Here is a 25,890-nt window from a genome sequence, read left to right as displayed (position 1 = left end):
GATGACCAACCGACGTCATTTTCTGGCCGGCCTGGTGGCTACAGGTCTCGTCCCGATGCGCGGTTGGGCAGCTGTCGGCGCGCCTGATTTTCTAGCCGCTGCGCTCTTTCCAGACGACTCCTACCGGCTTGTCGGGCTAGCAGTAGACGGTGACATTCAGTTTTCCCTTCCGCTGCCAGCTCGTGGCCATGCTGCAGCTGCCCACCCATCCCGCGCGCAGGCCGTCGCGTTTGCCCGACGACCAGGTACTTTCGCTGTGGTCATCGACTGCGCGGCAGGTGCTGAGATGGCTCGGCTGAAAGCACCCGAAGGTCGCCATTTCTATGGCCACGGCGTGTTTTCAGCGGATGGCTCGCAACTCTTCACTACCGAAAACGACTATGAGGCGGGCACGGGTCTGATCGGCGTCTGGGACACGGCGACATATTCCCGACAAGGCGAGTTTCCCTCGGGCGGGGTTGGTCCGCACGACGTGCGCCTGATGCCTGATGGCAAGACGCTGGTCGTGGCAAATGGCGGGATAGAAACCCACCCCGAGACGGGGCGCACCAAGCTGAACCTACCCGTGATGCAGCCAAGCCTGGCCTATCTGGACTTGGCGGGCACGGTGCTAGAGCAGGTCACGCTGCCAAGAGCGCTGCACAAGAATTCGATCCGCCATGTGGCGGTGCGGTCTGATGGGGTGGTGGCGTTTGCGATGCAATGGCAGGGGGACAGGACGCAGCATCCTCCGCTACTGGGTCTACACCAGCGCGGCGAGGACCCCCTCTTGTTGGCCGCCTCAGCAGCCGACCAGAACACGCTTCAGGGCTACGCCGGCAGCATCGCCTTTACTAGAGACGGCCAAAGCGTCGCCATCACATGCCCGCGCGGCGATGCGTTGCATCAATTCGACGTCACTACCGGCGCGCTGACCGCCGCTCTCACTCTTGAGGATGTCTGCGGCATCGGCCCCGGCCCCACGGGATTTGTCTTTACCACCGGAACCGGGCAGATCGGAGCCTTCACCTCCTCAGTCCGCATCTCAGCCCACCCAGACTGCCATTGGGACAATCACTTGATCCCGGTCGGCACTTGCGCGTAACTTCGTTACTTCCCGTCACATAGATTACACTTGGACGAATCAAACTGCTGCCGTATGGGCAGGCGCAAAACCGCACCCCCACGGATCAAAGGACTGACTTGATTGAAACAGACGCCCGACGCACCGCATTCCATCTATGGAGTTGAGAAATGGGGCAAGGGCCTTGTCGAGGTTACAGAGCAGGGCGAGATCGGCCTGCGAAACCCACTGGTCCCCGACGCGGCTGCGATCAGCCTGCCGGGTATTCTGGCCGATCTGGATGACCGGGGGATCAAGGCGCCGATGGTGCTGCGGGTCAGTTCCTATCTGGAACATGAGATCGCGCATCTGAACGAAAGTTTTGCCGACGCCATCGCACGCGTGGGCTACAAAGGCCCCTATCGCGGCGTGTTTCCGATCAAGGTCAACCAGCAGGCACAGGTGGTCGACCGCATCGTCGAGTTCGGCAAGAAATACAACTATGGGCTTGAAGCCGGATCGAAGCCCGAACTGGTCGTGGCGCTAGCCCATCGTTTGGCCCCCGAGGCGCTGATCGTCTGCAACGGCGTCAAGGATGCCGAATTCATCCAACTGGCCATCCTCTCCCGCAAGATCGGTTTCAACACCGTCATCGTTCTGGAAAGCCCGAAAGAGGCGGACACGGTGATCGAGGTCTATAACGAGCTGGGCATCGAACCCCTGATCGGCGTGCGGGTGAAACTGACCAACCAGATCAGCGGCAAATGGGAAGAAAGCTCCGGCGATCGCTCGGCCTTTGGCATGAACACCGACCAACTGGTCGCCACCGTGGACAAGCTGAAGGCGGCAGGGCTGCTGCACTGCCTGAAGCTACAGCACTCGCATCTGGGATCGCAGGTGCAGGACGTCAACGACGTGCGCCGCGCCGTGGGCGAGGCGTGCCGGTATTACACCGAACTCACGCGCGAGGGCGTACCGCTGACCCACCTGGACCTCGGCGGTGGTATGGGCGTGGACTATACCGGTGAGAAAAAGGCCGCCGAAAATTCGATCAACTACACGGTTGAGGAATACTGCGCCAACGTGGTCGAAACCGTTGCCTATGCCATGGATGAGGCCGAAATTGCGCACCCTACGCTGGTCACCGAAAGCGGGCGCGCCGTGGTGGCGACCTCGTCTATGCTGGTCTTCAACGTGCTTGAGAGCACCCTCTACGATGCACCGACCGGCCCCGAAGTTGAACCCGACGATCACCATTTGGTCGCCGACCTTGCCGCCGTTCACGGATATCTCAGTAGCGATCGCCTGCAGGAATGCTGGAACGACGCCACTTTCTACCGAAACGAGCTGCGCGCCCTGTTCCGCCGCGGCTATGTCGACCTGCGCCAGATGGCCCGCGCCGAGCGTATCTACCTGTCGCTGATGGCCCGCCTCAAGGCGCTGGCGGCCAGTGAGGAACTGGACACGGATGTGGACGACCAGCTTGAGAAAGTGGCTGATATCTACCACTGCAACTTCTCGCTGTTCCAATCCCTGCCCGATGTCTGGGCCATCGACCAGCTTCACCCAATCGTCCCGCTGCAAGGGCTGAACGAAACGCCGGACCGCCGCGCGGCGCTGAGCGACATCACCTGCGACAGTGACGGCAAGATCGACCGGTTCATTCTGGCCGACGGCGTCTCGCCCAGCCTGCCGGTGCATTCCTTGCCCGAGGACGGTGAGTACTTCATGGGCGTCTTCTTCGTCGGTGCCTATCAGGAAACGCTGGGCGATCTGCACAACCTGTTTGGCGACACCAACGTCGTCACAATCGACTTGCGCGCCGATGGTGGCTTCGACCTGCTGCATGAACAAGAGGGCGATACGATCAGTCAGGTCCTGTCCTATGTCGAGTTCGACCCCCAAGACTGTGTCGCCGCCTTCCGCAAAATGGTGGACGAGGCGATCTCGACCGGTACTCTGATGGCCAAAGACCGCAAAACCCTGATGAGCGCGTATCGCGACTCCATCAACGGCTACACCTATTACGAATAACCCCCTGAGAGGAGACGACCCCCATGGGAACTTTGAGTGGCAAAACACTGGTTGTCGGCGCAGGCGGCGTATCCCACGCCGCCGTGCACAAGATGGCGATGAACTCGGACATCTTCACCGAGATCACTCTCGCCAGCCGCACGAAATCGAAATGCGATGCCATCGCCGCAGCCGTGAAAGAACGCGTTGGGGTCGAGATCAAGACCGCCGAACTGGACGCCTACAAGGTCGAAGACACGGTCAAACTGATCAAGGAAACCGGGGCCGAGATCCTCGTAAACCTCGCCCTGCCCTATCAGGATCTGGTGCTGATGGATGCCTGCCTTGAGGCCGGTAGCCACTACATCGACACCGCGAACTATGAGCCCGAGGACGAGGCCAAGTTCGAATACCACTGGCAATGGGCCTATCAGGAGCGCTTCAAAGCGGCCGGCCTGACCGCCATTCTCGGGTCTGGCTTCGATCCGGGTGTGACCAGCGTATTCGCCAAATGGCTGAAGAAACACAAGCTCGACACGATCCGCCAGATCGACGTTCTGGACGCCAATGGCGGCAGCAACGATCAGGAATTCGCCACCAACTTCAACCCGGAAATCAACCTGCGCGAAGTGCTGGCCGAAGTCCGCCACTGGGAAGGTGGTGAGTGGAAACACTCCCCCGCCATGACCCATAAGGTCGAGTTCGACTTCCCCGCCATCGGCCCAAAGAACATGTACCTGATGTATCACGAGGAACTGGAGAGCCTCAGCACCCACTTCCCCGAGATCGAGCGCGCCCGATTCTGGATGACGTTCGGCGACGCCTACATCATGCACGCCAAAGTGCTGGAAAACGTCGGCATGACTCGCATCGATCCGGTGATGCATGACGGCAAGGAAATCATCCCGATCCAGTTCCTGAAAACCTTGCTGCCCGATCCCGGCGATCTGGGCGCGGAAACCAAGGGCAAAGCCTGCATCGGCGACATCGCCACAGGTCAGGCCAAGGATGGCTCAGGCGAAAAGACCTTCTACATCTACAACATCTGCGACCACGAGGAGTGCTACGCCGAGGTCGGCAGCCAGGCCGTTAGCTACACCACCGGCGTTCCAGCAATGATCGGCGCGGCCCAGGTGCTGAAAGGCAACTGGACCGAGCCCGGCGTCTGGAACATGGAACAGCTCGATCCTGATGACTTCATGGACATGCTGAACACCCACGGCTTGCCGTGGCAGGTCCACGAACTCGACGGCCCGGTCACCTTCTGATCCGCGCGGGCGGCCCCCACGGCCGCCCTGCTTCATCTGGCTAAAAATACCTCGGGGGGGACCGGGGGGCTGGCCCCCCGGCCTCTCCACAATCGGAGACGCCTGACATGTCCGACATGATGACCACCCAAGCCGGCGACGCCGGTGCCTTTCGCAATTTCGACCTCAGCCGCCTCCCCACTCCCTGCTTCGTGGTCGACGAAAAGGCGATCGAGCGAAACCTGCGCATCCTCTCCGATATCGGCACACAATCTGGCGCGCATGTCCTGAGCGCGCTCAAGGCCTTCTCCATGTTCTCGCTCGCCCCGCTGGTGCGCCAGCACCTCGGCGGCACCTGCGCCAGTGGCATCTACGAGGCCCGCCTCGGCCGCGAGGAATATGGCGGTGAAGTCGCTACCTTCTGCGCTGGTTACAAAGACGCAGATATAGAAGAAATCCTGTCGCTGTCGGACCACATCATCTTCAATTCGCCCGCGCAAAAGGACCGGTTTCTCACGAAAGCCCAAGCCGCAAACGTTCAGGTCGGACTGCGCATCAACCCGGAGCATTCCGAAGGCGAGATCCCCAAATACGACCCCTGCGCGCCCTGCTCGCGCCTAGGAACGCCCGTCAGCCAGCTGACCGAAGATACGTTGACCGGTGTAGACGGGCTGCACATGCACACGCTCTGCGAACAGGGATTCGAGCCGCTTCAACGCACATGGAAAGCCGTAGAACCGAAACTCAAACCCTTCCTCGGCCAACTCAAATGGCTAAATTTCGGCGGCGGACATCACATCACCCGCGATGACTACGACCGCCAAGGGCTGATCGCATTCATCAAGACCATCCGCGAAACGTACAACGTCGATATCTACCTCGAACCCGGCGAAGCCGTCGCTTTGGACGCGGGCATTCTGATCGGTGAAATCCTCGACCTGCCCATCAATGGCATGAATCTCGCCATCACCGATATCTCGGCCACCTGCCACATGCCCGACGTGATCGAGGCCCCCTATCGCCCTGCCCTGATGGACGAGGCAGATGCAGGCCATACCTACCGCCTCGGCGGCCCCTCCTGTCTGGCAGGCGACGTTATCGGCGACTACACATGGGACAAACCGCTGGAGATAGGTCAGCGCTTTGCCTTCCTAGATCAGGCGCATTATTCGATGGTCAAGACCAACACGTTCAATGGGGTGCCCCTGCCGACCATCGCCCTGTGGAACAGCGAAACGGACACGCTTAAGATCATCAAAGAGTTCGGCTATGACGACTTTAAGGACCGCCTCTCATGAGCATTTTCCTCGACAGTGAACTGACCACGTCCGAGCGCACCGAAGACGCGCGGTTCCGCGTGATCCCGGTGCCGCTGGAGCGCACCGTATCCTACGGTTCGGGCACCGCCAAAGGCCCCGAAGCCATCATCGAAGCCAGCAACGAACTGGAGCGTATCACCGGCCATACCGAGCCCTGCGTCGAGGGCATTTTCACCGAAAACCCGCTGGATTGCGAAGGCGCCCTCCCTGAAGTCATGGAACGCCTTGCCCAACGCACCGAGGCTGCCATTCGTGCAGGCAAAGTGCCAGTAACGCTGGGCGGAGAGCATTCCCTCAGCTACGGCGCAGTGATGGGCGTGGCACGTGCGCTGAACCAACCCGTCGGCATCGTCCAGATCGACGCCCATGCGGATCTGCGCAATGCCTATCAGGGCGAGAAGCATTCGCACGCGTCAGTTATGCATCTGCTGGCTGAAGAAGGCATCAAACTGGCCCAATTCGGCGTCCGCGCGTTTTCCACCGAAGAGGCGCAAAGCCGTCTGAAAAACCACGTCTTCCATGTGGATGCCGAGGAGCTGGTCACAGGCAATATCCACGCCGTCGACCTGCCCGAGGATTTCCCCGAGCTGGTCTATGTCAGCTTTGACGTGGACGGTCTGGACCCTTCGTTGATGCCTGCCACCGGCACCCCGGTTCCGGGCGGGCTCGGTTACTACCAAGCCCTGCGGTTGGTCGAACATGCCCTTAAAGGCCGCAAATGCGTGGGGTTCGACGTGGTCGAATTGGCCCCCGATGGCAACGCGGCGTGGGATTTCACCGTCGCGCAGATCGTCTATCGGCTGATGGCGTCCTCTTAACCTTCGGAAGTCTCGTTCAATTCCATATGCCCCTCGCCCTTGTTCAATACGCGACGCAGCATGGGCTCGAAAAACTCCAGCGGCTTGGTCGGGTAGTTCGGGTCGAACGCCTTCTGATCGTATTCATGGCAGAAATAGCGGCAGTCTTCCCAGTACGGGCTGTCGCGGTACTTGTCGCGGGCGTTTCGATCGCCGCCAAGGTGGTGGTTGTAGTAGTAACCCTGAAACACGCAGTGATGTTTCAATATCCAATAGGCCTTCTCGCTGACATAGGGCTTCATCATCGCCGCTGACAGCTCACCGTGATTGTATGGTGACAGGATATCGCCGGTGTCATGGATCAGGGCAGCGACCACCAGCTCCTCATCAGCCCCATCCTCATAGGCGCGGGTCGCGGCCTGCAAACTATGCTGATAGCGGTTGACAGGGTATGGCGTCCACTCCTCGTCCAGCGACCGGATCGCGTCCAGAATACGGTCGGGCAAAGCGGCATTGTACGCCTCTTCATACTCCATGACCGCATCCCAATCGGCTTTCGTCGCCTCTTCGAAACTAGTCCAGGTGGGTTTGTGGCTTTTGTCCAGCATGACACGGTCCTTATGCACATCGTTCACCACAGAGTAGCGCGGAACCATGACTCCAAAAAAATAATTTGATTTTATCAATTTGATGAAAAAATACTTTCAACATGCAAATCACAGCGCTCGAGACTTTCCTATGCGTGGCCGAAACCGGAGGGTTCCACGCCGCCGCCCGCAAGCTGAACGTGACACAGACCGCAGTCAGTGCCCGTATCCGGTCGATCGAGGAAGCGACCGGAAAATCACTGTTTAACCGCGGTGCAGGTGGCACCACCCTGACTGATTTTGGTCGACAATTCCGCCCCTATGCCGAGCAGATGCTGTCTCTGTGGTCTTTTGCTTCGCGGGACTTGCCTGCTCAATCGACAAACCGGATAGCTCTGCGTCTTGGAGCGCAACTCAGCATCTGGGATCCATTGCTTGTCGATCTTGCTGTTCGATTTGAGCAGAAACTGGGCCAGTTGCTACTGACCCTTAACTACGACCACGATCTGGACATGATCGACGCGGTCGCCACACATGTATTGGACGCGGCCCTTACCTACGAAAAACCGTCAGACACACGGATCATTTCTGACGAACTAGCCCCAGAGCGCTTGCGGCTCGTCAAATCCGCAGGCTCGGGCGGCGACCCGGTGTTCGTCAACCTGGAACTAGGTGAGGTCTATCAGGACCATGTTCGCTCAACCGCGCGCAGTGCATCGGGACAAACAGTGTTTCTGGGCAATTGCATGATGGCGCTTCGCTATATCCTGCGGCGGGGCGGGATCGGCTATTTTCCAGACTACGTTATCGCCGACCATCTGGCATCTGGCGAATTGACGGCTGTGCCCGACGCGCGCGATCTGATGTTGCCACTCTATCTGGTCACGCGCCGTTCCAGCCCCGCGTTTGACAACATTCGGGATTGCCTGACTGATCTGAGAAAACCTGTCTAAGCCGCAGACGCCTGCCGCAGTCTGGACCGTCCTCTTACCAACGGCCTCCCTGCGATTAGCAGGAACAGACATGATATCAGGATACCGATAATTGCTGGCAAATACAGCACGATCCACAACCCCGGATCGGCAACGACAATGGGCGAAACAAAACCGCGCACACCCTCTAAAAGCACCAAAATCGTAAAGGCACCGAAAATCTGCGGCCATAGGCCAAATCGCGAAAAACTACCCAGCATCAGGGTTGCGTATCCGGCCATTGAAACGGCGACGCAAATGGCAATCCACGAGAACCTCTGATGCAGCTCCTCGATCAATTCACCCTCAGTGAACCCTTCCGCCGCTGCTATTTCCGCCCGGTTTTGAAAAAGCTCATTGGTCGGGATCGCCTCGAGGCTTCGTTCTGTCATCCGATTGGTGTTCGTTAACCCTGAGATGTCGTACGAGGCGTCCTCGAACAGTGTCGAAGAAAGCGTTTTGCCCTCTTGATCCAGGCGCAAAGCAACACCGTCCACCATAACCAGATGGATACCCGAACCGCCATTGACCAGATAGGCCGTTTTACTGGAGTAGCTCACGGGAGTTGCCTCATCCCTGCGGTCGGACACAAAGACCTCGTGCAAAGTCCCATCCAGGTCAATCCGACCGATATATACCGTGACGCCAGTGGTCGGGTGCAGAAACTCACCTTCGTTCAACAGTTGAGCGGTCACGTCGCCTGCGACTTCGGCCTGACGCAGTTCCAGCTGTTCGACCGAGGCAGGGCGCAGGAAAATACTGATCGACGCCATCATGGCGCCAGACACAAGACCAAACAGGAAAACCGCGCGCGCAAGGCGCCACGGGCTGGACCCGGTCGCCAGCATTACGGTCAATTCACTTTCACGACTCAGCCGGTTGGTTGCGTAGACGGCCGCAGCAAATACAGCCATTGGCATCACGGTTCGGATTAGCGTAGGCAGAGTCAGAGCGGTAAATTCCAGAAACACAAGCGCCGACTGCCCGCCACTGATTACCCGGTCAAACAGGCTGACCGAGCGAGTGATCCAGAAGACCCCCACCAGAATTAGAGTGAAAAAGCCGAACAGAATCAGCAATTGTCGCAGGAAATATCCATCGAAACGCGACATGTATCCTCATCCGGCCCTTGGGTGTTTCACCGGACAATATGCCAATCGCTGGGCCGAGGAAACCAGAATGCGAAGGAATAGCCCAAATTGACCGTCCGTCGTCAGGGATTTTGGAGCAAATTACATTATCTTCGCGTACGGTCAGGCCGTCGGTCGCCCTGGTGCGTCACCCAATGCAAGCAACAACAGGATCGCCAATAAGGGTGATGCGACAAGACCTATCAGAAACCAGATGAGACCGGATCGGTTGCGGCGCCCCGCCATCGTGATTGGCAGAATGTAGAGCCAGATCACGAAAATCAATAACAAGAGCAAAAGAACAAGTTGGATAATAGGTGCGTCCATATCTGAGCCTCGTAATTTTATTACGAACCTGCCCGTTCTACGCGCAGTGTCAACACCGGCCGTTAGTTGTGTATTGACACAAAAAGCCCCGGATCCCGTGATCCGATCTCTCGACATACTGATACAAAGTGTAATTTGGCAGGGGCAGCAGGGTTCGAACCCGCGACCTACGGTTTTGGAGACCGTCGCTCTACCAACTGAGCTATACCCCTAAGGTGCGCATCAGATATGCCAGCCGCGCGGCGGACTCAAGAGGCTTTTTCAGATTCTGTTGCTCTAAACCTATGCGACAAACAAGTTGCGCATGGCGTTGAGTTCTATAAGACACAATTTGCTTGGCAGAAGGACCCCGCCCGTGAGTATCCGCAAGAAGATCGCTGATAGTGAAGCCCTGTTGAACTGGGCCGCGCGGCGCATTGCGTGGTATATCCGGCTGGTCCATCGCAACACCGAATGGCAGCGTATTGGCTATGAGGAACTGGACCAGTTGGCCGAACAGGGCGAACCGGTCATCGTTGTGCTGTGGCACCAAAGGCTGGCGCAATCGCCCTATTTCTATCCGCTGGACAAGGGGCCCATCTGCTCCATCACCTCGTCTGCGCGCGCGGGCAGCATGGTTGGTCGAGTGCAGAAATTGTTCGGCATGGACACGATCGCCATGACCAGCAAGAAATCGAACAACATTGCTGTGTCGCGCGAAGTGATCGGCAAAATGAAGCAAGGCATTTCCATCGGCATCGCCGCCGACGGTCCACGTGGGCCGGAAAGGGTGTTGTCCACGGTGCCTTTAGTCTGGGCAAGGACCTCGGGCAAGCGGGTGTTCGGGATTACTTTTTCCGCGGAACATGGTCGCAAGGCAGGCACATGGGACCGGTTGCTGATGCCGCGCCCCTGGCGCAACAAGGGCGTGTTTATTTGCCGGGAATGGACGGAAACCGTGCCGCGCAAAGCCTCGGACGAGCAGATCGAGGGCCTGCGCCTCAGCCTTGAACAACATATGAATGACATCACGGCCGAGGCCGACCGCATGGTCGGGCGCGAGCCTTGGTCGCCGTCCTAACCGCCGCGCAAACGCTGCATTAGGTAAACTTCACTGCCTTCCGGGATCGGTTCGGTCAGACCGGTTGCGATGACGCGTCCGTCGATGGCGATGGACACGCCCGCCTCAATTGGGCCTTCCAGTTGCGGATGCGTCCTGACCAGTTCCCGTAGCAGATCGCCGGTGGTTTTGGCCTCGACCTCCACCACCTGCTGACCCCCGGTCAAAGACCGGAGGCCGGACCAGAGGTGGACCTCAACCATTGTCCTTGAGCGCCGCCAGAATGCGCGGCGGGGACATTGGCAGTTGCTTCATCCGCACGCCAGCTGCGTTGGACACAGCATTGGCGATGGCGGCCAAGGGCGGCACGATGCCCGTCTCACCCACACCGCGCACACCGAACGGATGGCCGGGGTTGGGCACTTCGACGATCACCGTGTCGATCATGGGCAGGTCGCTGGCAACGGGGATGCGATAGTCAAGGAAGATCGAGTTCTGCAACCGACCATCCTCGCCATAGATATATTCCTCGTTCAACGCCCAGCCGATACCTTGCGCGGCACCGCCCTGGAACTGGCCCTCGACATAGGTCGGGTGGATCGCCTTACCGGCGTCCTGAATGACCGTATAGCGGGTGATCGTGGTCTTGCCGGTTTCCGGATCGACCTCGGCGTCAACAATGTGGGTGCCAAAGGACACGCCTGCGCCTTCGGGCGTCGCCTCGAAATGGCCCGAGATCGGACCTCCGGTGCGTCCCATTTTGGCAGTGATATCTGCCAGCGGCATCGGGTCAAAGTCGCCCGCGTTCGGGCCCGAAGGCACGGCGCAACCGTTTTCCCACTTCACGGCTTCAACCGGGATATCCCATTTGGCCGCTGCACGTTCGCACAGTTTTTCGACAGCATGGCGCGCCGCCTTGATCGTCGCCAGACCCGAAGCATAGGTCACCCGGCTACCGTGGCTGACGTCGTTATACCCCAGCGTTGCGGTGTCTGCGACGGTGACACGGATGTTCTCATATGGAATGCCCAACACCTCGGCCGCCATCAGCGCCATCGACGCGCGCGAGCCGCCGATGTCGGGCGTGCCCACCATCAACTGGGCTGAACCGTCTTCGGACAATGCCAGGGTTACCGAGGTTTCGCCCCCGTGGTTGAACCAGAAGCCGCAGGAGACGCCGCGTCCCTGCCCCGGTTTCAACGGCGCCGAATAATGCGGATGCGCCTTGGCGGCCTCGAGCGTTTCCACCAGACCGATGCGTTCATAGCGCGGGCCATAGCTGGCCTTGGTACCCTCATGCGCGGCGTTCTTCAGACGCACCTCGATCGGGTCGAGACCCAGCTTGTTGCACATCTCATCAATGACCGACTCGACCGCAAAAGCCCCCATCGGCGCGCCGGGCGCGCGATAAGCGGCTTGCTTGGGACGGTTGGCCATCACGTCATAACCGATCTGTTTGACGTTGGTCAGGTTATACGCCGCGAATGCACACATGGCGGTCATGTCACCCGGCGCACCAGGGAACGCACCGCCCTGCAGACGGAATTCTCCACGAGCCGCAGTAATAGTGCCGTCCTTCTTCATGCCGATCTTGATATCCATCGAGGCCGAGGCGGTTGGCCCTGTCGCCCGGAACACTTCGGATCGGGTCATGACCAGCTTGACCGGGCGGTTCGCCTTGCGGCTCAGCGCAAGCGCGACCGGTTCGATGAACACAGTCGTTTTGCCGCCAAAGCCGCCGCCAATCTCGGACGCAGTTACGCGCAGCTGCGAGGTCTCAATTCCCAGCAACGCCGCGCAGGTCTTTTGCGCGATCCAGTGGCCTTGCGTGGTGCACCACAGCTCACCTTTGCCGTCATTGCCCAGCAGGCCAAGACAGGCGTGCGGCTCGATATAGCCCTGATGGGTCGCCTCGGTGACAAAGCTATCTTCAAGGACCAGATCTGCCTCGGCAAAGCCAGCGTCGACATCGCCATGACCGCTTTCGTGATACCGCACAACGTTGGGGTGCATCCCTTCGGGCACGGAATAATCCGCCGCACCTTCGCGGATGACCGGTGCATCCGGGGCCATCGCTTTGTCTACGTCGGTCACATGAGGCAGCACCTCATACTCGACCTCGATCAGCTTCAGCGCATCCCGCGCGGCCAGCGCCGAAGTCGCCGCCACCGCAGCCACCGCATGACCATCATAGAGAGCTTTCTCGCCCGCCATGACGTTTTCCAGCACGTTCCAGAATTCGCCCGCCAAACCGGGTTTGAACGGCACGTCGGCGAAATCAGCGCGTGTGACCACGGCTTTGACGTCTTTCAGCGCCTCGGCCTTCGATGTGTCGATTTTCACGATCCGCGCATGGGCGTGGGGTGAGCGCAGGATCGCGCCATGCAGCATGCCGGGCGCAGACATATCCGCGCCGAACTTGGCGCGGCCCGTCACCTTGTCCAACCCGTCAGGGCGGTTCGGACGGGTGCCGACAAAAGTGAAATCCGTTTTACGATCGTCCAGAGCCATTACGAAGCCTCCCGCAATTCTTCTGCCGTTTCCATGACGGCGCGAATGATCTTGTCATAGCCGGTGCAGCGGCACAGGTTACCCGCCAGCCAGTACCGGGTTTCTTCCTCGGTCGGGTTGGGGTTTTTCTCCAGCAGCGATTTGGCCGCCACCAGAATGCCCGGCGTGCAGATGCCACATTGCAGGGCGGCATGTTCGATGAACTTCTGTTGCAGCGGGTGCAGCACGTCACCATCCGCGATACCTTCGACGGTTTCGATGGTCTTACCCTCGGCCTCAGCGCCCAGCATCAGGCAGGAACAGACCAGACGGCCATCAACCGTGACCGAGCACGCGCCGCAATCGCCAGTACCGCAACCCTCTTTCGCGCCGGTCAGGTTCAGCTTGTCGCGCAGACAATCCAGCAGGGTTTCGCGCGGGTCGCACAGAAAATCGACCTCATCGCCATTCACGGTGGTCGTTACGTGGAGCTTGCTCATGCTTTCTCTCCCTTCGCGCGGGCATAGGCGATTTTCGCGGCGCGCTTGGCCAGAACGCCAGCGACCTCGGTGCGGAATGCGATCGTGCCGCGTTTGTCGTCGATTGGGTTACAGGCAGCCGAAGCGGCAGTGGCCAGTGCCTCCAGCGCTGCGTCGTCCAGCGTGCTGCCGATGATGGCCTTGGCACAGTCTTCAACCAGCAGGACGGTCGGCGCGACCGCGCCCAGCGAGACGCGGGCCTCGGTCACGGTATCACCGTCCAGACGCAGGCTGACACCCACGCCAACAACGGCGATGTCCATCTCGGTGCGCGGGATGAACCGCAGATACGCGTCACCCGCATTGTCCCCGCGCGCAGGGATGTTTACGGCCGAGATCACCTCACCCTTGGACAGCGAGGTCTTACCGGGTCCGGTTGGGATATCCTCGACAGCAACCTCACGGGTTCCATCTGGGCCGGTGACAGACACGGTCACACCAGCGGCAACCATCGCAGGCACCGAATCCGCCGCCGGAGAGCCATTACACAGGTTTCCGGTCAGCGTTGCCCGCCCCTGCACCTGCGTCGAACCGATCAGGTCCATCGCCTCAACCACGCCGGGCCAGTCGCGGCTCAGTTCAGCATGTTCGCTCATCTCGGCACCGGTTGCGGCAACGCCAAGGGTCCAACTGCCGTCTGCATTACGGGTGATGTCGCTGACACCGTCGATCTTCTTGATGTCGATCAGCGTATCGGGCGTGACCAGTTCCGAGCGCAACTGCACCAGAACATCCGTTCCACCCGCCAGAAAGCGGGTGACGCCCGTTGCGTTTGCAGCCAGAGCCGACGCCTCGGCAAAACTGGCGGGGCTGTGATAATCCATGAAAATACCTCGCACCTGTTAATCAGGGTTCACTAGGGTTCGGCAGGGACGTTAGTGCAGCGGCGCCCCAACGTCCATGGTTGGAGCGACCAATTTTTGAGATAAAAAAGTCGTTTCCTGACCTTGGCTCAGAGGTCAATCTCGATCACACCATCCGGCTGTGTCGCCCGGCTTTGGCACAGGATGATAGCGCTCTCACGTTGTTTCTTGGACAAAACGAAATCGCGGTGTTCGACCTCACCCGAAATCACGCCACATTTGCAGACCCCACAGATGCCATCGGCGCATTTCACATCCACGTGAATGCCTGCCTCGTTCAGCACCTGCGCTGCATCTTTGTCGGCGGGTACAGTCAGATCTCGACCCGATTTTGCCAGCCGCAAAGTGAAGGCGTGATTCTCATAGTCCGGCTGCTCGGGGACCGAGAAATACTCCAGATGCCGCGCTTCTTCGGGAAAGCCCTGACGCTCAGCCGCTTGCATAACTCCGTCCATGAAGCGATCGGGGCCGCAGGTATAGACGTGCCAACCGTCTTGATAACCCGACAGGACGGCTTCCAGATCGGCCCGCGTGCCTTCGTCCGAGAAATGATAGTGCACGCGATCCGCCCAAGGCATCGCTGCCAGATCCTTCAGATACCCCGCCCCGGCACGGGTACTGGCCGAATAGTGCAGCTGGAACGGTTTGCCCATGGCATACAGACGGTGAGCAAAGGCGATCATCGGAGTGATGCCGATCCCGCCGCCCATCAGGAAGGTCTTGGTTGCGCCCTCGTCCAGTTCGAAATGGTTGATGGGTTTCGAGATGAAGACCTTGCGCCCCTCGTTGAAAATGCGGTGCAGCAGAGCTGAGCCACCGCGTCCCTCATCCTCACGCAGCACGCCGATCTGATAGGTGGCGCGGTCTGCTGGATCGCCGGACATAGAGTACTGCCGCAGGAATTCCGGCGCGACCAGCACGTCCAGATGCGCGCCCGCCGTCCATTCGGGCAGTGGTGAGCCGTCCAGCGTCGAGAATTCATACTTGGTCACATCAGCAGTCATCTTGTCGACCTTGGTCAGCGCCACCCGCATCACCGGCGCGTCGCCCGCGATGGTATAGCGGTGGATCACCGACAGATCGCCCGCCGCCTTGCGCGCTTTGTATTCCTCGGCCGTGACCATGGCCTCATAGGCTGCGATCCCAGCCTCGCGGTCCATGGCGAACGGATAGGGCCAGGGGTGCGGTGCCAGATAGGCAGGGTAAACGGCCAGAGTCTGATCCTCGTATTTCAGGTCCAGGTCGGTTTGCAGATCGCGCCGGTTCAGCGGGTGCTCGGTCGGGCGATAGGCACCGTCCGGTTGCAGCTCCAGATCCCACCACCATTTCTTGACATCGTTCAGCCCGCCATTGCCCACCACATCATCCAACCGCGCCAGCGCGGGCGCGGCTTTGGGAATATTCATCGCGGCCCAGCGGAAGGGACGTTCCTTGAAGATGCCCTCAAGGTTCCAAGGGCAGGTCTTCATACACCGCCCGCACATCGCGCCGCCCGGCGTGGTCACGCGATAGGTGGCGCATTTCTGGCTGTCGGATTTCCAGATTTCATAGCCGTTGAACATCAGCTTCGGACCAGCAGTGATCGCACCCGAGGGGCATTCGCGGGCGCATTTGTTGCAGCTTTCGCAGAAGGTCTGCAGACCGAAATCGATCGGCTTGTCATGCGCCATCGGCATATCCGTCGTCACCGCGCCTGATTTCAGGCGGGGCCCCAAATAGGGGTTCAGGATCACCTCTCCGATCCGGCTAACCTCGCCCAGCCCAGACAACAACAGCAGTGGCGGCTGTAACACCTCGCCATCCATTACGGTATGCGCGCGGGCCTTATAGCCCAGATTGCGGATCTGTTGCGCGATCACTCCACCCAGTAACGAAAACCGCAGATAAGCGCGCATCGACTGCGCGACACTGATCCAGTCATCGCCGCTGGCGCCCTCCATAGTCTCATAACCCTGGTCGATGATCATGCTGATGGCCTGGTCATGGGGCGGCGTGATCTCCTCGCCCGTTGCATCATGCGAGTACCACGCCCAGTCCGGGCACCGGCTGAGGCCCACCGCATCGACCCCCAGAAAATAGGTAGCCGCCTTGATATTCGCGGCATTGCGCGCGGCGTCGGTTGGTGGCGCGGTATCGGCGCTTTCCCCATCCTGCAGCAACACGAACGCGCCCAGCGCGCGGCGTTGCGCGGTACTGGGCGCGGCCTTGCGCACGTAATACCCGCCCTTGGCCCCGTCTTGCAGATGCTTGCCCATATCCCCGAACTGCGCGCGAGCGAACATGTCGGCGCGCTTGGGGACGCGGGCGACGTTTTCCTCGTCGACATAAGTTGTAGGTTTTTTCACCCGCTTGAGGGTCTCAAACGGATGCGCCCCGTCCACATAGCGCCGTTTGGCATAAGGGTCGCGGTTCAGCGCGTTCTTGGCAAAGCCCGCGCCCAGCCACCACGCCGGGCCTTGGGTTCGAAACCACGGCTGTTGCGCCATGGGGAGCAGGGGCTGATCGTGGGCGATCTCCATCTCGGTCGTGACCGCAGCCAGTCCGAACCGTTTACCCAGCCACGGCGCGACCAGCTCTCCGTCTTCGACCGAACACAGCCCCGCCGCGACGGCCAGCTTACCCAGATCAACCTCGGAAGACATGACCGTATGCGCCCGGGCGTCAAAGCCCAGAATGCGGATGTAGTTGGCGATGACCACGGCGTTTTCGGTCGCCAGAAGACAAGCGCGGTGGTCTTGCGCATCCATGATCCAATCTGCGCCGGGCTCGTTGGGATCCGGGTCGCGGTTGTGTTCGTACAGAAAGACAATCGCATGGCGATGGGTGTCCATGGGGCGCGGTTTGGCCTCCATGCTTTCTTTCAGATCGGCCATGATCAAGTCGATCCCCGAAGCCAATGTCTTGGTCTGCCGTGTCTTCAGCGCATGGGCCAGACGGTCGATATCGGGGTTGCGGCGGGGTTCGGTCAGCAATGCCTCGGGCGGCAGAGGACCACACCCCATCATTGAGGCATCATTGAAATAGCCGAACGCTTTTAGATGGTTGGCACGACCGGTCAGATCGGCAGACACCTCGGACTCCACCGGATTCACGAACTCATCCCGGATCGTATCCAGCATAGCTTGAAACTCACCCATCGCATTGACAATGCTCTCAGGGCGCTCAGGGCGATGAAAGCTAAGCGTTGGCATGGGCATCACCTCGGAAAGATCAGGCAAATCCGACTGCCGTGCCAACCGTTCTAGCGGGTATTGCCCCATATGAACCGGGCGGTTCTTGTCCGAGAAAAAGCGGATTCCCATCGCGCACCTCCTGATGATGACAGTCACCTATTGCGCACTGGACTGCAAATCCATTCATGAATAATCATACACGTCATGAGGAAAACTGATTTTACTGATCTGGACGGTAAGGTCTTGCGCGTGTTTCTGACCATTCTCGAAGAAAGTTCGGTATCGAAAGCGGCCGACCGGTTGGGCGTGACGCAATCAGCGATCAGCCATACGCTGGCCAAATTGCGACAGGTTCTAGGCGATCCGCTGTTTGTCCGCTCGGGTCAGGGGCTGACCCCGACCGAACGAGCTTTGTCGCTGAAAGACCCAGCGCAAAACGTGCTGGATGCAATGCGGGCGCTGACCGAAGACCGCCCGTTTGATCCGATGCTCGAGGAAATGCAATTTCAGATCGCCACCAACGACATGCCGCGCGAACTGATCTTTCCCGAACTGCTGCGTGCCACACGGGCCGAAGGCGTCCGGTTGCGGCTCGGGTTCATACCCTCGGGCGTTCCCGATCCGGACTTGTTGCGCAGCGACCGGTGCCAGCTGATGCTGACGCCCCTGCCGCCTGATGGGCCGGACATCTTTCAGAAACGTATTCTCAGCAGCCCATTGATGATCTTTTACGATGCAGAACGACGCTGTCCGCCGGACAGTTGGCACGCCTACTGTGCGACTGAACATGTTGACGTTCGGTTTCCCGATGGCCGCAGTTCGCGAGCCGTGATGCGGGGCGTAGACCAAAGCCAGATCAGACCACCCACCGTCACCTTGCCTCATTTCAACGCCATCCCGTCCTTTGTGAAAGGCAGCGACCTGATCTCGACCGACACCGCGTTGATGAAACGCGGGCCACTGGCTGCGCTGGACTGCGCGCCCTTGCCGTTTAAATGCGAGCCGGTCTCAATCTACATGGTCTGGCATCAAAGGTCGGCAAATGATCCCGCTCATCGCTGGGTACGTAACAGGATCGAGTCCACCGCGCGCGCCCTTCAGACCTGAGATAAAAGCCATTTTTGCACCACCTTGACCAGTTCCGGTTGTCGGGGGCGTTTTGGCACGACGATGTGAAAACCGAGATCCTCGACCAATACGTCAGGCAGAGGTTGAACAAGGCGTCCTGACGCCAGTTCGGCCGCGACCAATGTCGCATTAGCAAGCGCTATCCCTTGCCCGGACACAGCCGCGTCAATGGCAAGGCTCGTCTGGCTAAAGTTCATCATTCGTGGCTTGCCGACGACTCCGGCCCGATCAAGGAACAGAGGCCAAAGACCGTGGGTGTCGTTCAAAAGGATTGCGCCTGACAGGTCCTGCGGCGCTTTGACTTTGTTGGCCATCGAAGGGCTACAGACCACAATGAATTCAGTGGAAAACAGAGGCACCGATGATAAGTCGCTGCCAAATGGGGCTCGACCCTGTCGCACGGCGATATCGACCCCGTCGCTTTTGAAATCTGCCAACCGCTCGCGCGCGTCGATCTGAACGGCGATATCCGGATAACGCGAGGAAAAGTCCTTTAGCCGTGGCACCAACCATTTCGACGCGAAACTGGGTGTGACCGAAATCGTAACATGTCTGTCGCCGGACAGATCAGTGACCGCCTCTTCGATCAAACGAAAAGCGCGGCGCAGAGGGGCATGAAACCTGCGTCCGGCTTCGGTCAGCGCAAGGCCACGCGGCAGGCGATCAAACAGCTTCTCGGCCAATCGCGCTTCTAGTCCGCGCACCTGTTGGGCAACCGCCCCTTGCGTCACGCCCAGCTCTTCTGCTGCCAGTCGAAAGTTGAGATGTCGCGCCGAGGCTTCAAACGCGCGCAGGGCATTGAGCGGGGGTAATGCGGTCATATAACTATCCTGTAGATTTTCTACAGCATAGAAACAGAAGAACTGATTAGTCAAATGCGCCGACGAGGCGCATTTTCGGGTCATCAACAAACGGAGAGATCAAATGACCAAAGTGGCGCTTATCACAGCCGGTGGCAGCGGAATGGGTGCGGATTCCGCCCGGCGGCTGGCTGCAGACGGTTTCAAGGTCGGTATCCTGTCCTCTTCGGGGAAAGGCGAGGCACTGGCGCATGAATTGGGCGGTGTTGGCGTGACCGGTTCAAACCAATCTACAGAGGATCTGCAAAAGCTGGTCGACGCCGCGATGTTCCATTGGGGGCGTGTCGACGTTCTGGTCAACTCGGCCGGGCATGGACCCCGCGCGTCGGTACTGGAGCTGACGGACGAGGATTGGCACACAGGCATGGACGTCTATTTCATGAACGCCGTTCGCCCCACCCGTCTGGTTACACCGATCATGCAAGCGCAAGGGGGCGGGTCGATCATCAACATCTCGACTTTCGCCGCCTTCGAACCGGACCCGGTCTTCCCAACGTCTGGTGTATTCCGAGCCGGACTGGCAGCCTTTACCAAGCTGTACTCGGACCAATACGCCGCCGACAATATCCGCATGAACAATGTCCTGCCCGGCTTTATCGACAGCCTGCCCGAGAAAGAAGAGTTCCGCGCCCGTATCCCGCTGGGCCGCTATGGGCGCAGCTATGATGAGATCGCCTCGGTCGTGGCAATGCTGGCATCCGAAGGCGGAGGCTACATCACGGGGCAAAACATACGCGTAGACGGTGGCATCACGCGATCCGTCTAGGATTAGAACCGCGCCTTAATCAGATGCGTAAGCGCCGCGCCTGTCTCGAAATAGGCGCGCCGCAGGCCGGTCCAACTTTCCGAGTACTCAGCAACTGCCGGGACAGGCAGCAGACCCGGATCGTTGCGCAACAGGCTTTTGGCCATTTGACGGCCAAAAACGGTACCCGGGCCGATACCACGGCCCGAGAACCCATGCGCTGCCAAGGCATTCGGGCCAATCTGCGTGATTTTGGGAATATGGTCCGACGTCATCGCAATGCGACCATGCCAACCTTGGGTCAGGGGCTGGTCGGACAGCTGCGGATAAAGCTCGGCCATCTTGCGTCTGATCCACGCCCTGTGGGCCCCGCTACCTGCATGCCCCAGATCGCCCATCGCCCCGATGATAAAGCGTCCCTCGTGATCCAACCGGAACGAGGTCATGATCAGGCCAGTATCCCAGGCACCCTCGCCTTGGTGCAGAATACTGGCGCGCAGGTTGTCCGAAAGCGGGGCTGTCGCGAACTGAAAATAGTAAACCGGTACATATGCAGGCGCCGTTCCGGGCAAACCCCGGTGATAAGCGTTTGTCGCCTGGATCAATGCTTTGGCCCGAACAGTACCTTCTGCTGTGGTCAACACCCACACATCGCCGTCACGCGACAGCGATTGAACCGGGCTTTGCGTAAAGACCTGCGCCCCCGCCTCAACTGCCGCACGCGCAAGCCCGCGGACATAGTCCAACGGCTGGATCGTCCCCGCACGCGGATCAAAAACCGCACCGTGAAAAGCCGCGCTACCGGTGCGCTGGCGGGTTTCGTCGGCTGACAAAAGCTCAATCGGGGCACCGGTCGCGCTGAGTTGTGCATGACGGTTTTTCAGGTCCTTAAGCCCGGCAGGCGAATGCGCACAATGCAGGGTACCGTTGCGCACGGGCGCGCAGTCGATCCCATGTTGCTGGATCAGGTCAAACACATCGCCCGGCGCAGCCCCCAAAAGGTCGATAAGGCGGTCGCCTGCCGCCTCTCCCAAAAACGCACGAATTTCGTCCGGTGGCAGCCACAGACCTGCATTGGCAAAGCCGACATTTCGGCCCGATCCACCATGCCCGATTTCCTGCGCCTCAAGCAGAGCAACCGATGCGCCGGACTGCGCCGCGGTCAAAGCCGCTGAGCAGCCAGTGTACCCACCACCGATCACAGCCAGATCAACCGTCAGATCACTGGTCAAAAGGCTACTGGCAACGTGCTCCTTACTGGTATTCAGCCAGAGGGACTGGTCATGGTCGCTCACGTCGGGCTCCTTGCGAATAAGCAGATCATCAAGACTGTGTCAGCCGGTTGCAAGTGCGCGCTGATCATCGCGGCCCATGGCAATCAGGAAGGGTTGCGCGTCCTGCCGCGCCTGAAACGCGGGTTTGTCCGCCAAGCCGCGCCAATCCGCCAATACCAGAGACTGTGCCACTGCGCCCCCAAGGGTTGCCCCAGGTCCAGCAACGATAAACAGGTCCGGTGCAAATTCGCGCGCTGCGGTTTGGATGGCGCGGGTGAAGTCATAAGGTTCGGTGACTTGGTGACCTAAAGTGTAGTTCCACAACGCTTGCGTATCCGTCGCTGCAGGCCACCAGATTTTGCCGCGTCCGTCGATCAGAGGGCGCTCGGGCTGGCCAAACAGGTCGGCCCCCAACCGCGCGCGGCCCTCGGCGGCGACCGGGGCTTGCAGCGCCGTGTGAAACGCTGCGTGATTGGCCAGACGCATCGGGAACCGGTCCTGCAGGGCGGGCTGAGACGCCTCGAACGCAGTCAGCCCCGCCTCATCCCCGGCCAGAACCAGCATCCCGCCCAGATCAATCGACAGGCCAACCGTGTGGCCGTCCTGCGCATTGATCCGCGCGACCTTGGCCAGCAACTCCTCCTTCCGAGCAGGGTCGTTTACCCAGTCGTCACCGATGAACGGATAGACCAACTGCCCGCCGATCAGGTGATCCTGCATAAGCGTACCCATGGTGTTCACCACCCGAAACCCGTCCTGCGGCGACAACGCCCCGCCCGCAGCAAGCGCGCTGTACCAGCCCATCGAGTTCCCCGTGACCGCAACAACCTCGATATCATCAGCCACGGCCTGCGCATCCGCCAAAGACGCCGCATAGATCAGAGCCGAAGCCACATCCCCGCGCGAATAGGTACTGACCGTGAACCGGTCGGCCCCATCTAACGCAGTCACAGCCTGCTGCCCCGCCTCGGCACGCAGGGCGTCGAAGCTGTGAAACAGGTCCATCCGCTGCGCGTGGTGACGGTGCAGATAGCCCAGCTCGGGCTTGTTATAAGTGCCTCGACCGGGGCAGATCAGAACAGCGGTACGGGTCATGCGCGGCCTCCGGTTAGGTTTAATGCGGCGGCCACAATCCCGTCTTTTGACGGCAAAGGGGCTGCATAGGCGGGGCCGGTTGCTATGAAACTATCCTCGGCGACAACACGGGCGATTGGGGTGGCGGGACTTTCTTCGACGAAGAAAGTCATCAACGCCTCAGACTGGCTGCCGGTGCGACGACATTCATCGACGACCAAAACATGCGCGCATGTTTTGGTGGCCGCGCGCAGGGCATCCATCGGCAACGGGGCCAGCCAGCGCAGGTCGATGATCCGCACGTTCAACCCCGCCGCTTCCAACTCAGGCAGCGCCTGTTTCGACAGGTAATGCCCGTTGCCATAGGTCACGATGGCCAGATCAGTGCCGTCGCCATGCACCCCCACCTCACCCAGCGCGATCCGTCGATCCGGCGCGGGATAAGTCGTCATCCAGCCCCCATCCTGCGCCTCATGCAGATCACGCATGGGATAAAGCGCAATGGGTTCCAAAAACACAACCACCCGTTGTTCCTCGCGCGCCAATCGCACGCATTCGCGCAGCATCTGCGCCGCATCCTCTCCTGTCGAGGGGCAGGCTATGATCACCCCCGGAATATCGCGCAGCACGGCCAGCGAGTTGTCATTGTGGAAATGCCCGCCAAACCCTTTCTGATAGCCCAAGCCAGCAATCCGAACGACCATAGGGTTGGTGAATTGGCCGTTGGAAAAAAACGGCAGCGTCGCGGCCTCACCCCTGATTTGGTCCTCGGCATTGTGCAGATAAGCGAGGAACTGGATTTCGGGGATCGGCACAAACCCGTTATGACCCATGCCAATCGCCAACCCTAAAATCGACTGCTCGTCCAGCAGCGTGTCGATTACCCGGTCCGGCCCGAACCTCTGTTGCAGCTTTTGCGTGACGCCGTAGACGCCCCCCTTGCGGCCCACATCCTCGCCCACGCAGACGATTTCGCCATGTTCCAGCATCAGATCAGTCAGCGCCCAATTGATCAGGCGACTCATGGGCTGAGGGTCATTCATTGCTCGCATATCCCCGCCAAACGCATCTGCGCGCGCCTCGGCGCCGGGTCCGTTGGTGGGTTTGCAATCGCGTTTGGGCGGGATCAGGCTGGCCATCACCTCGGCAGCGCCGCCCAGATGAGGGCGCGTGGCAGCCTCGGCAGCGATGCGATCGGTACGGGCGCAAGTGTCCTGGTATATCTTCAGCGCCTGATCAGGTGACAGTGCCCCGGCCTGATCCAGCAGGCGCACGGAATGCAGCAAGGGATCGTTGGCCTCATCTGCCTCGACCTCGGATTTGGGCATATAGGTGGTGGGCACGTCAGCCCCCGCATGACCGTAAAGGCGCACGGTTTTCAGATGCAGGAAGGCAGGTTTCCGGCGGGCACGCACATAATCGGCGGCCTCTTGCGCGACGGCATAGGTCTCGTAGATATCCAGCCCGTTAGCCTGAAAATACGTGATGCCCGGGCGATGCTCCATCGAAGCCTGTATCCAGCCTTTGGGTGTTTTGACCGAGATGCCAATCCCGTTATCCTCACACACAAACAACAAAGGCAGGGGCGTTGATTGCACGCTGGTCCAGCCCGCCGTATTGATCGCCCCCTGCGCGGTCGAGTGGTTGACCGAGGCATCTCCGAAAGAACACATCGCAATGCCATCCTCGGGCAGTTCACGATGCTCGGGGTCATGCCGCCGCGCCGCGCCTAGGGAATAGGCCGCGCCGACCGCCTTGGGCAGATGGCTGGCAATGGTCGAGGTCTGCGGCGGGATCATCAACGCCTTGGACCCCAGCACCTTGTGCCGCCCACCCGAGGTTGGATCTTCGCTGGAACACGCGAAGCTCAGCAACATATCCCAAGCGATCTGCTGGCCCGGCACCTGCTCCGCGCGGGCGATCTGAAAGGCGGCGTCGCGATAGTGCAGAAACGCAATATCCGTTGGGCGCAGCGCGTGGGCCACAGCCGCCATCCCCTCATGCCCGGATGAGCCGATGGTATAGAACCCCTGCCCCGCCTTCTGCATTGCGCGGCTGGTGCGATCCAGCGCCCGGCTTAGCACCTGCGAGCGAAACAGAGATACCGCTTCGGGCGCAGTCAGTCCCGACTGAGGAGACGTACCATGGGGGAAATCGCGTTGCGCAACACGGGTCAGGAAATTCTCATGAACGATCTGAGCGCGATCCATTTGCGGGTCCTTTTGGTTCAACCTGGCGGCAACATCAGAAATACAGCGCCCCCTTCTTGCAGGCATTCAGCAGCTTAAGCAAAGGAAATGCCTGTGATGTGTATCGGACTGGCGCAGCGCAAATGCCAGTGATATTCCGTCCCAAAGGTATGAGGATTTGTCATATGATCGCGCCCCGTCGTTTCCTACCCTCAATCCCGTCGCTTCTGGCTTTGGAAGCGGTAGACCGGCTAGGCAGCGCCTCGGCTGCAGCCGAAGAGCTGTCGTTGACCCAAAGCGCGATCAGTCGACAACTCAAGGCAATGGAAGAGCAACTGGGCGTCGATCTGATTCAACGCAACCAGATGCGACTGAACCTGACGCCCGCGGCAAAAGAATATGTTCAGGTCGCCCGGTCCAGCCTGAGTCAGCTTGCTCAGGCGTCTCTGAAGCTGAAGGCCAACCCGACCGGCGGCTCACTCAATCTGTCGATTCTGCCAGCGTTCGGGATGCACTGGCTGGCCCCCCGCCTTCAGGATTTCGCCCGCAAACACCCCGAAGTCACCGTAAACCTGAACACGCGTCTTAGACCGTTTGAGTTTGAAAACGAACACTTCGACGCCGCGATTCACTTTGGCGGACGGACATGGGCCGGTGTGAACTACTTGCCGATCATGCGGGAAGATGTTCTGCCGGTCTGCGCGCCAGATCTGCTTCCGACACAGAACGATGACCCCGACTGGCTTTTGAGTGCACCCTTGTTGCACTTGGAAACACGGCCAGATGCTTGGGAAAGGTGGTTCGCTGTACAAGGTCGATCCGTTAGCGGTATTTCTGGCATGCTATTTGACCAGTTTTCGACGATGGGTCAGGCGACAATCCACGGGCTGGGGGTCGCGTTGCTGCCGACTTATTTGATTGAACACGACTTAAAAACGGGCAAACTGGTGCTTGCATGGAACGGCCCGAGTGTCAGCCTTGGCGACTTTTTTCTTGTCTGGCCCCAATCCCGAGCGGAATCTGAACCGCTCCGATCGTTTCGAACATGGCTACAGGATCAAATCTCTTTAGCCTGAACCAATA

Annotated in this window: 22 protein-coding genes and 1 tRNA gene; 10 read left to right on the top strand and 13 right to left on the bottom strand. The window is 59.7% G+C overall.

The features are described 5' to 3' along the window. Position 1 precedes the first annotated feature (1 nt). From AC2TAD_RS08165 to speB, 5 genes are all read left to right on the top strand, one after another. Positions 2-1,084 (top strand): DUF1513 domain-containing protein, encoded by a 1,083-nt coding sequence (locus AC2TAD_RS08165; RefSeq protein ID WP_480867058.1) that lies wholly within the window; start codon positions 2-4, stop codon positions 1,082-1,084. A gap of 102 nt (positions 1,085-1,186) precedes the next feature. Beyond that, positions 1,187-3,076, top strand: coding sequence for a biosynthetic arginine decarboxylase (gene speA, locus AC2TAD_RS08160; RefSeq protein ID WP_480867056.1), 1,890 nt, complete (start codon positions 1,187-1,189; stop codon positions 3,074-3,076). A 23-nt stretch (positions 3,077-3,099) separates the two neighbouring features. Continuing rightward, positions 3,100-4,323 (top strand): saccharopine dehydrogenase family protein, encoded by a 1,224-nt coding sequence (locus tag AC2TAD_RS08155; protein WP_480867055.1) that lies wholly within the window; start codon positions 3,100-3,102, stop codon positions 4,321-4,323. A 107-nt stretch (positions 4,324-4,430) separates the two neighbouring features. After that, a complete protein-coding gene (gene nspC / locus AC2TAD_RS08150; protein WP_480867053.1) occupies positions 4,431-5,600 on the top strand; it encodes a carboxynorspermidine decarboxylase in 1,170 nt (389 codons plus the stop codon). Then, on the top strand, positions 5,597-6,439 hold the full coding sequence (gene speB, locus AC2TAD_RS08145) for an agmatinase (protein ID WP_480867051.1): 843 nt from the start codon (positions 5,597-5,599) through the stop codon (positions 6,437-6,439). The genes nspC and speB overlap by 4 nt, the downstream gene beginning before the upstream one ends. On the opposite strand, the gene AC2TAD_RS08140 is transcribed toward speB, so the two are convergent. Beyond that, positions 6,436-7,026 (bottom strand): HD domain-containing protein, encoded by a 591-nt coding sequence (locus AC2TAD_RS08140; RefSeq protein ID WP_480867049.1) that lies wholly within the window; start codon positions 7,024-7,026, stop codon positions 6,436-6,438. The two genes, speB and AC2TAD_RS08140, sit on opposite strands and share 4 nt — an antisense overlap. Positions 7,027-7,127: 101 nt before the next feature. Between AC2TAD_RS08140 and AC2TAD_RS08135 the strand changes: the two genes are divergently transcribed. Next, positions 7,128-7,958: a LysR family transcriptional regulator gene (locus tag AC2TAD_RS08135; protein ID WP_480867048.1), complete on the top strand. Its 831-nt coding sequence runs from the start codon at positions 7,128-7,130 to the stop codon at positions 7,956-7,958. On the opposite strand, the gene lptF is transcribed toward AC2TAD_RS08135, so the two are convergent. The 3 genes from lptF to AC2TAD_RS08120 all read right to left on the bottom strand — a co-directional run bounded on the left by lptF (position 7,955) and on the right by AC2TAD_RS08120 (position 9,645). Then, entirely contained in the window at positions 7,955-9,088 is a 1,134-nt protein-coding gene (lptF, locus tag AC2TAD_RS08130) for an LPS export ABC transporter permease LptF (RefSeq protein WP_170527246.1), read from the bottom strand. The two genes, AC2TAD_RS08135 and lptF, sit on opposite strands and share 4 nt — an antisense overlap. A gap of 141 nt (positions 9,089-9,229) precedes the next feature. Then, entirely contained in the window at positions 9,230-9,433 is a 204-nt protein-coding gene (locus tag AC2TAD_RS08125; RefSeq protein WP_170353358.1) for a hypothetical protein, read from the bottom strand. Between the two features lie 136 nt (positions 9,434-9,569). Further along, positions 9,570-9,645, bottom strand: a tRNA-Trp gene (locus AC2TAD_RS08120). A gap of 143 nt (positions 9,646-9,788) precedes the next feature. Between AC2TAD_RS08120 and AC2TAD_RS08115 the strand changes: the two genes are divergently transcribed. Continuing rightward, positions 9,789-10,493, top strand: a complete 705-nt coding sequence (locus tag AC2TAD_RS08115; protein WP_480867046.1) for a lysophospholipid acyltransferase family protein — start codon at positions 9,789-9,791, stop codon at positions 10,491-10,493. Here the strand turns inward: AC2TAD_RS08115 and AC2TAD_RS08110 are convergent. From AC2TAD_RS08110 to AC2TAD_RS08090, 5 genes are all read right to left on the bottom strand, one after another. Then, a complete protein-coding gene (locus AC2TAD_RS08110; RefSeq protein ID WP_170353360.1) occupies positions 10,490-10,735 on the bottom strand; it encodes a MoaD/ThiS family protein in 246 nt (81 codons plus the stop codon). The genes AC2TAD_RS08115 and AC2TAD_RS08110 overlap by 4 nt on opposite strands. Continuing rightward, positions 10,728-12,983: a xanthine dehydrogenase family protein molybdopterin-binding subunit gene (locus AC2TAD_RS08105; protein ID WP_170751548.1), complete on the bottom strand. Its 2,256-nt coding sequence runs from the start codon at positions 12,981-12,983 to the stop codon at positions 10,728-10,730. Before AC2TAD_RS08105 ends, AC2TAD_RS08110 begins: the two co-directional genes overlap by 8 nt. Next, a complete protein-coding gene (locus AC2TAD_RS08100; RefSeq protein WP_170353362.1) occupies positions 12,983-13,462 on the bottom strand; it encodes a (2Fe-2S)-binding protein in 480 nt (159 codons plus the stop codon). Before AC2TAD_RS08100 ends, AC2TAD_RS08105 begins: the two co-directional genes overlap by 1 nt. Then, positions 13,459-14,325, bottom strand: coding sequence for an FAD binding domain-containing protein (locus tag AC2TAD_RS08095; RefSeq protein ID WP_480867043.1), 867 nt, complete (start codon positions 14,323-14,325; stop codon positions 13,459-13,461). The genes AC2TAD_RS08100 and AC2TAD_RS08095 overlap by 4 nt, the downstream gene beginning before the upstream one ends. Positions 14,326-14,453: 128 nt before the next feature. After that, a complete protein-coding gene (locus AC2TAD_RS08090; RefSeq protein WP_480867042.1) occupies positions 14,454-17,666 on the bottom strand; it encodes a reductive dehalogenase in 3,213 nt (1,070 codons plus the stop codon). A 75-nt stretch (positions 17,667-17,741) separates the two neighbouring features. Between AC2TAD_RS08090 and AC2TAD_RS08085 the strand changes: the two genes are divergently transcribed. Further along, a complete protein-coding gene (locus AC2TAD_RS08085; protein WP_480867040.1) occupies positions 17,742-18,644 on the top strand; it encodes a LysR family transcriptional regulator in 903 nt (300 codons plus the stop codon). Here AC2TAD_RS08085 and AC2TAD_RS08080 read toward each other — a convergent pair. Continuing rightward, positions 18,635-19,486 carry a LysR substrate-binding domain-containing protein gene (locus tag AC2TAD_RS08080; RefSeq protein ID WP_480867038.1) on the bottom strand — a complete coding sequence of 284 codons (852 nt, stop codon included), beginning with the start codon at positions 19,484-19,486 and terminating at the stop codon, positions 18,635-18,637. The two genes, AC2TAD_RS08085 and AC2TAD_RS08080, sit on opposite strands and share 10 nt — an antisense overlap. Positions 19,487-19,589: 103 nt before the next feature. On the opposite strand from AC2TAD_RS08080, the gene AC2TAD_RS08075 reads away from it, so the two are divergent. After that, positions 19,590-20,291, top strand: coding sequence for an SDR family oxidoreductase (locus AC2TAD_RS08075; protein ID WP_480867037.1), 702 nt, complete (start codon positions 19,590-19,592; stop codon positions 20,289-20,291). Positions 20,292-20,293: 2 nt separating this feature from the next. Here AC2TAD_RS08075 and AC2TAD_RS08070 read toward each other — a convergent pair whose 3' ends face one another. From AC2TAD_RS08070 to AC2TAD_RS08060, 3 genes are read right to left on the bottom strand one after another with little or no spacing between them, the layout of a single operon-like run. Beyond that, a complete protein-coding gene (locus tag AC2TAD_RS08070) occupies positions 20,294-21,565 on the bottom strand; it encodes an NAD(P)/FAD-dependent oxidoreductase (RefSeq protein ID WP_480867035.1) in 1,272 nt (423 codons plus the stop codon). A 39-nt stretch (positions 21,566-21,604) separates the two neighbouring features. Beyond that, complete coding sequence (locus AC2TAD_RS08065; protein WP_480867034.1) at positions 21,605-22,639, bottom strand: ACP S-malonyltransferase; 1,035 nt, start codon at positions 22,637-22,639, stop codon at positions 21,605-21,607. After that, positions 22,636-24,828 (bottom strand): dehydrogenase E1 component subunit alpha/beta, encoded by a 2,193-nt coding sequence (locus AC2TAD_RS08060; RefSeq protein ID WP_480867032.1) that lies wholly within the window; start codon positions 24,826-24,828, stop codon positions 22,636-22,638. Before AC2TAD_RS08060 ends, AC2TAD_RS08065 begins: the two co-directional genes overlap by 4 nt. A gap of 164 nt (positions 24,829-24,992) precedes the next feature. Here AC2TAD_RS08060 and AC2TAD_RS08055 point away from each other — a divergent pair, with 164 nt between their 5' ends. Then, complete coding sequence (locus AC2TAD_RS08055) at positions 24,993-25,883, top strand: LysR substrate-binding domain-containing protein (RefSeq protein ID WP_480867030.1); 891 nt, start codon at positions 24,993-24,995, stop codon at positions 25,881-25,883. Positions 25,884-25,890: the final 7 nt, after the last annotated feature.

It is taken from the genome of Ruegeria sp. HKCCD7628, from assembly GCF_057221005.1.
The sequence above is the reverse complement of the archived record's forward strand: the minus strand, read 5'-3'. Positions and strand labels throughout refer to the sequence as shown.

What these genes read in the sequence shown, in the direction of transcription:
- speB (WP_480867051.1), top strand. Translation starts at nt 5,597, where the DNA reads ATGAGCATTTTCCTCGACAGTGAACTGACCACGTCCGAGCGCACCGAA.
- AC2TAD_RS08105 (WP_170751548.1), bottom strand. Translation starts at nt 12,983, where the DNA reads ATGGCTCTGGACGATCGTAAAACGGATTTCACTTTTGTCGGCACCCGT.
- AC2TAD_RS08055 (WP_480867030.1), top strand. Translation starts at nt 24,993, where the DNA reads ATGATCGCGCCCCGTCGTTTCCTACCCTCAATCCCGTCGCTTCTGGCT.
- nspC (WP_480867053.1), top strand. Translation starts at nt 4,431, where the DNA reads ATGTCCGACATGATGACCACCCAAGCCGGCGACGCCGGTGCCTTTCGC.
- AC2TAD_RS08095 (WP_480867043.1), bottom strand. Translation starts at nt 14,325, where the DNA reads ATGGATTATCACAGCCCCGCCAGTTTTGCCGAGGCGTCGGCTCTGGCT.
- AC2TAD_RS08090 (WP_480867042.1), bottom strand. Translation starts at nt 17,666, where the DNA reads ATGGGAATCCGCTTTTTCTCGGACAAGAACCGCCCGGTTCATATGGGG.
- AC2TAD_RS08140 (WP_480867049.1), bottom strand. Translation starts at nt 7,026, where the DNA reads ATGCTGGACAAAAGCCACAAACCCACCTGGACTAGTTTCGAAGAGGCG.
- lptF (WP_170527246.1), bottom strand. Translation starts at nt 9,088, where the DNA reads ATGTCGCGTTTCGATGGATATTTCCTGCGACAATTGCTGATTCTGTTC.
- AC2TAD_RS08165 (WP_480867058.1), top strand. Translation starts at nt 2, where the DNA reads ATGACCAACCGACGTCATTTTCTGGCCGGCCTGGTGGCTACAGGTCTC.
- AC2TAD_RS08135 (WP_480867048.1), top strand. Translation starts at nt 7,128, where the DNA reads ATGCAAATCACAGCGCTCGAGACTTTCCTATGCGTGGCCGAAACCGGA.
- AC2TAD_RS08110 (WP_170353360.1), bottom strand. Translation starts at nt 10,735, where the DNA reads ATGGTTGAGGTCCACCTCTGGTCCGGCCTCCGGTCTTTGACCGGGGGT.
- AC2TAD_RS08065 (WP_480867034.1), bottom strand. Translation starts at nt 22,639, where the DNA reads ATGACCCGTACCGCTGTTCTGATCTGCCCCGGTCGAGGCACTTATAAC.
- AC2TAD_RS08075 (WP_480867037.1), top strand. Translation starts at nt 19,590, where the DNA reads ATGACCAAAGTGGCGCTTATCACAGCCGGTGGCAGCGGAATGGGTGCG.
- AC2TAD_RS08155 (WP_480867055.1), top strand. Translation starts at nt 3,100, where the DNA reads ATGGGAACTTTGAGTGGCAAAACACTGGTTGTCGGCGCAGGCGGCGTA.
- AC2TAD_RS08085 (WP_480867040.1), top strand. Translation starts at nt 17,742, where the DNA reads ATGAGGAAAACTGATTTTACTGATCTGGACGGTAAGGTCTTGCGCGTG.
- AC2TAD_RS08100 (WP_170353362.1), bottom strand. Translation starts at nt 13,462, where the DNA reads ATGAGCAAGCTCCACGTAACGACCACCGTGAATGGCGATGAGGTCGAT.
- AC2TAD_RS08060 (WP_480867032.1), bottom strand. Translation starts at nt 24,828, where the DNA reads ATGGATCGCGCTCAGATCGTTCATGAGAATTTCCTGACCCGTGTTGCG.
- AC2TAD_RS08080 (WP_480867038.1), bottom strand. Translation starts at nt 19,486, where the DNA reads ATGACCGCATTACCCCCGCTCAATGCCCTGCGCGCGTTTGAAGCCTCG.
- AC2TAD_RS08125 (WP_170353358.1), bottom strand. Translation starts at nt 9,433, where the DNA reads ATGGACGCACCTATTATCCAACTTGTTCTTTTGCTCTTGTTATTGATT.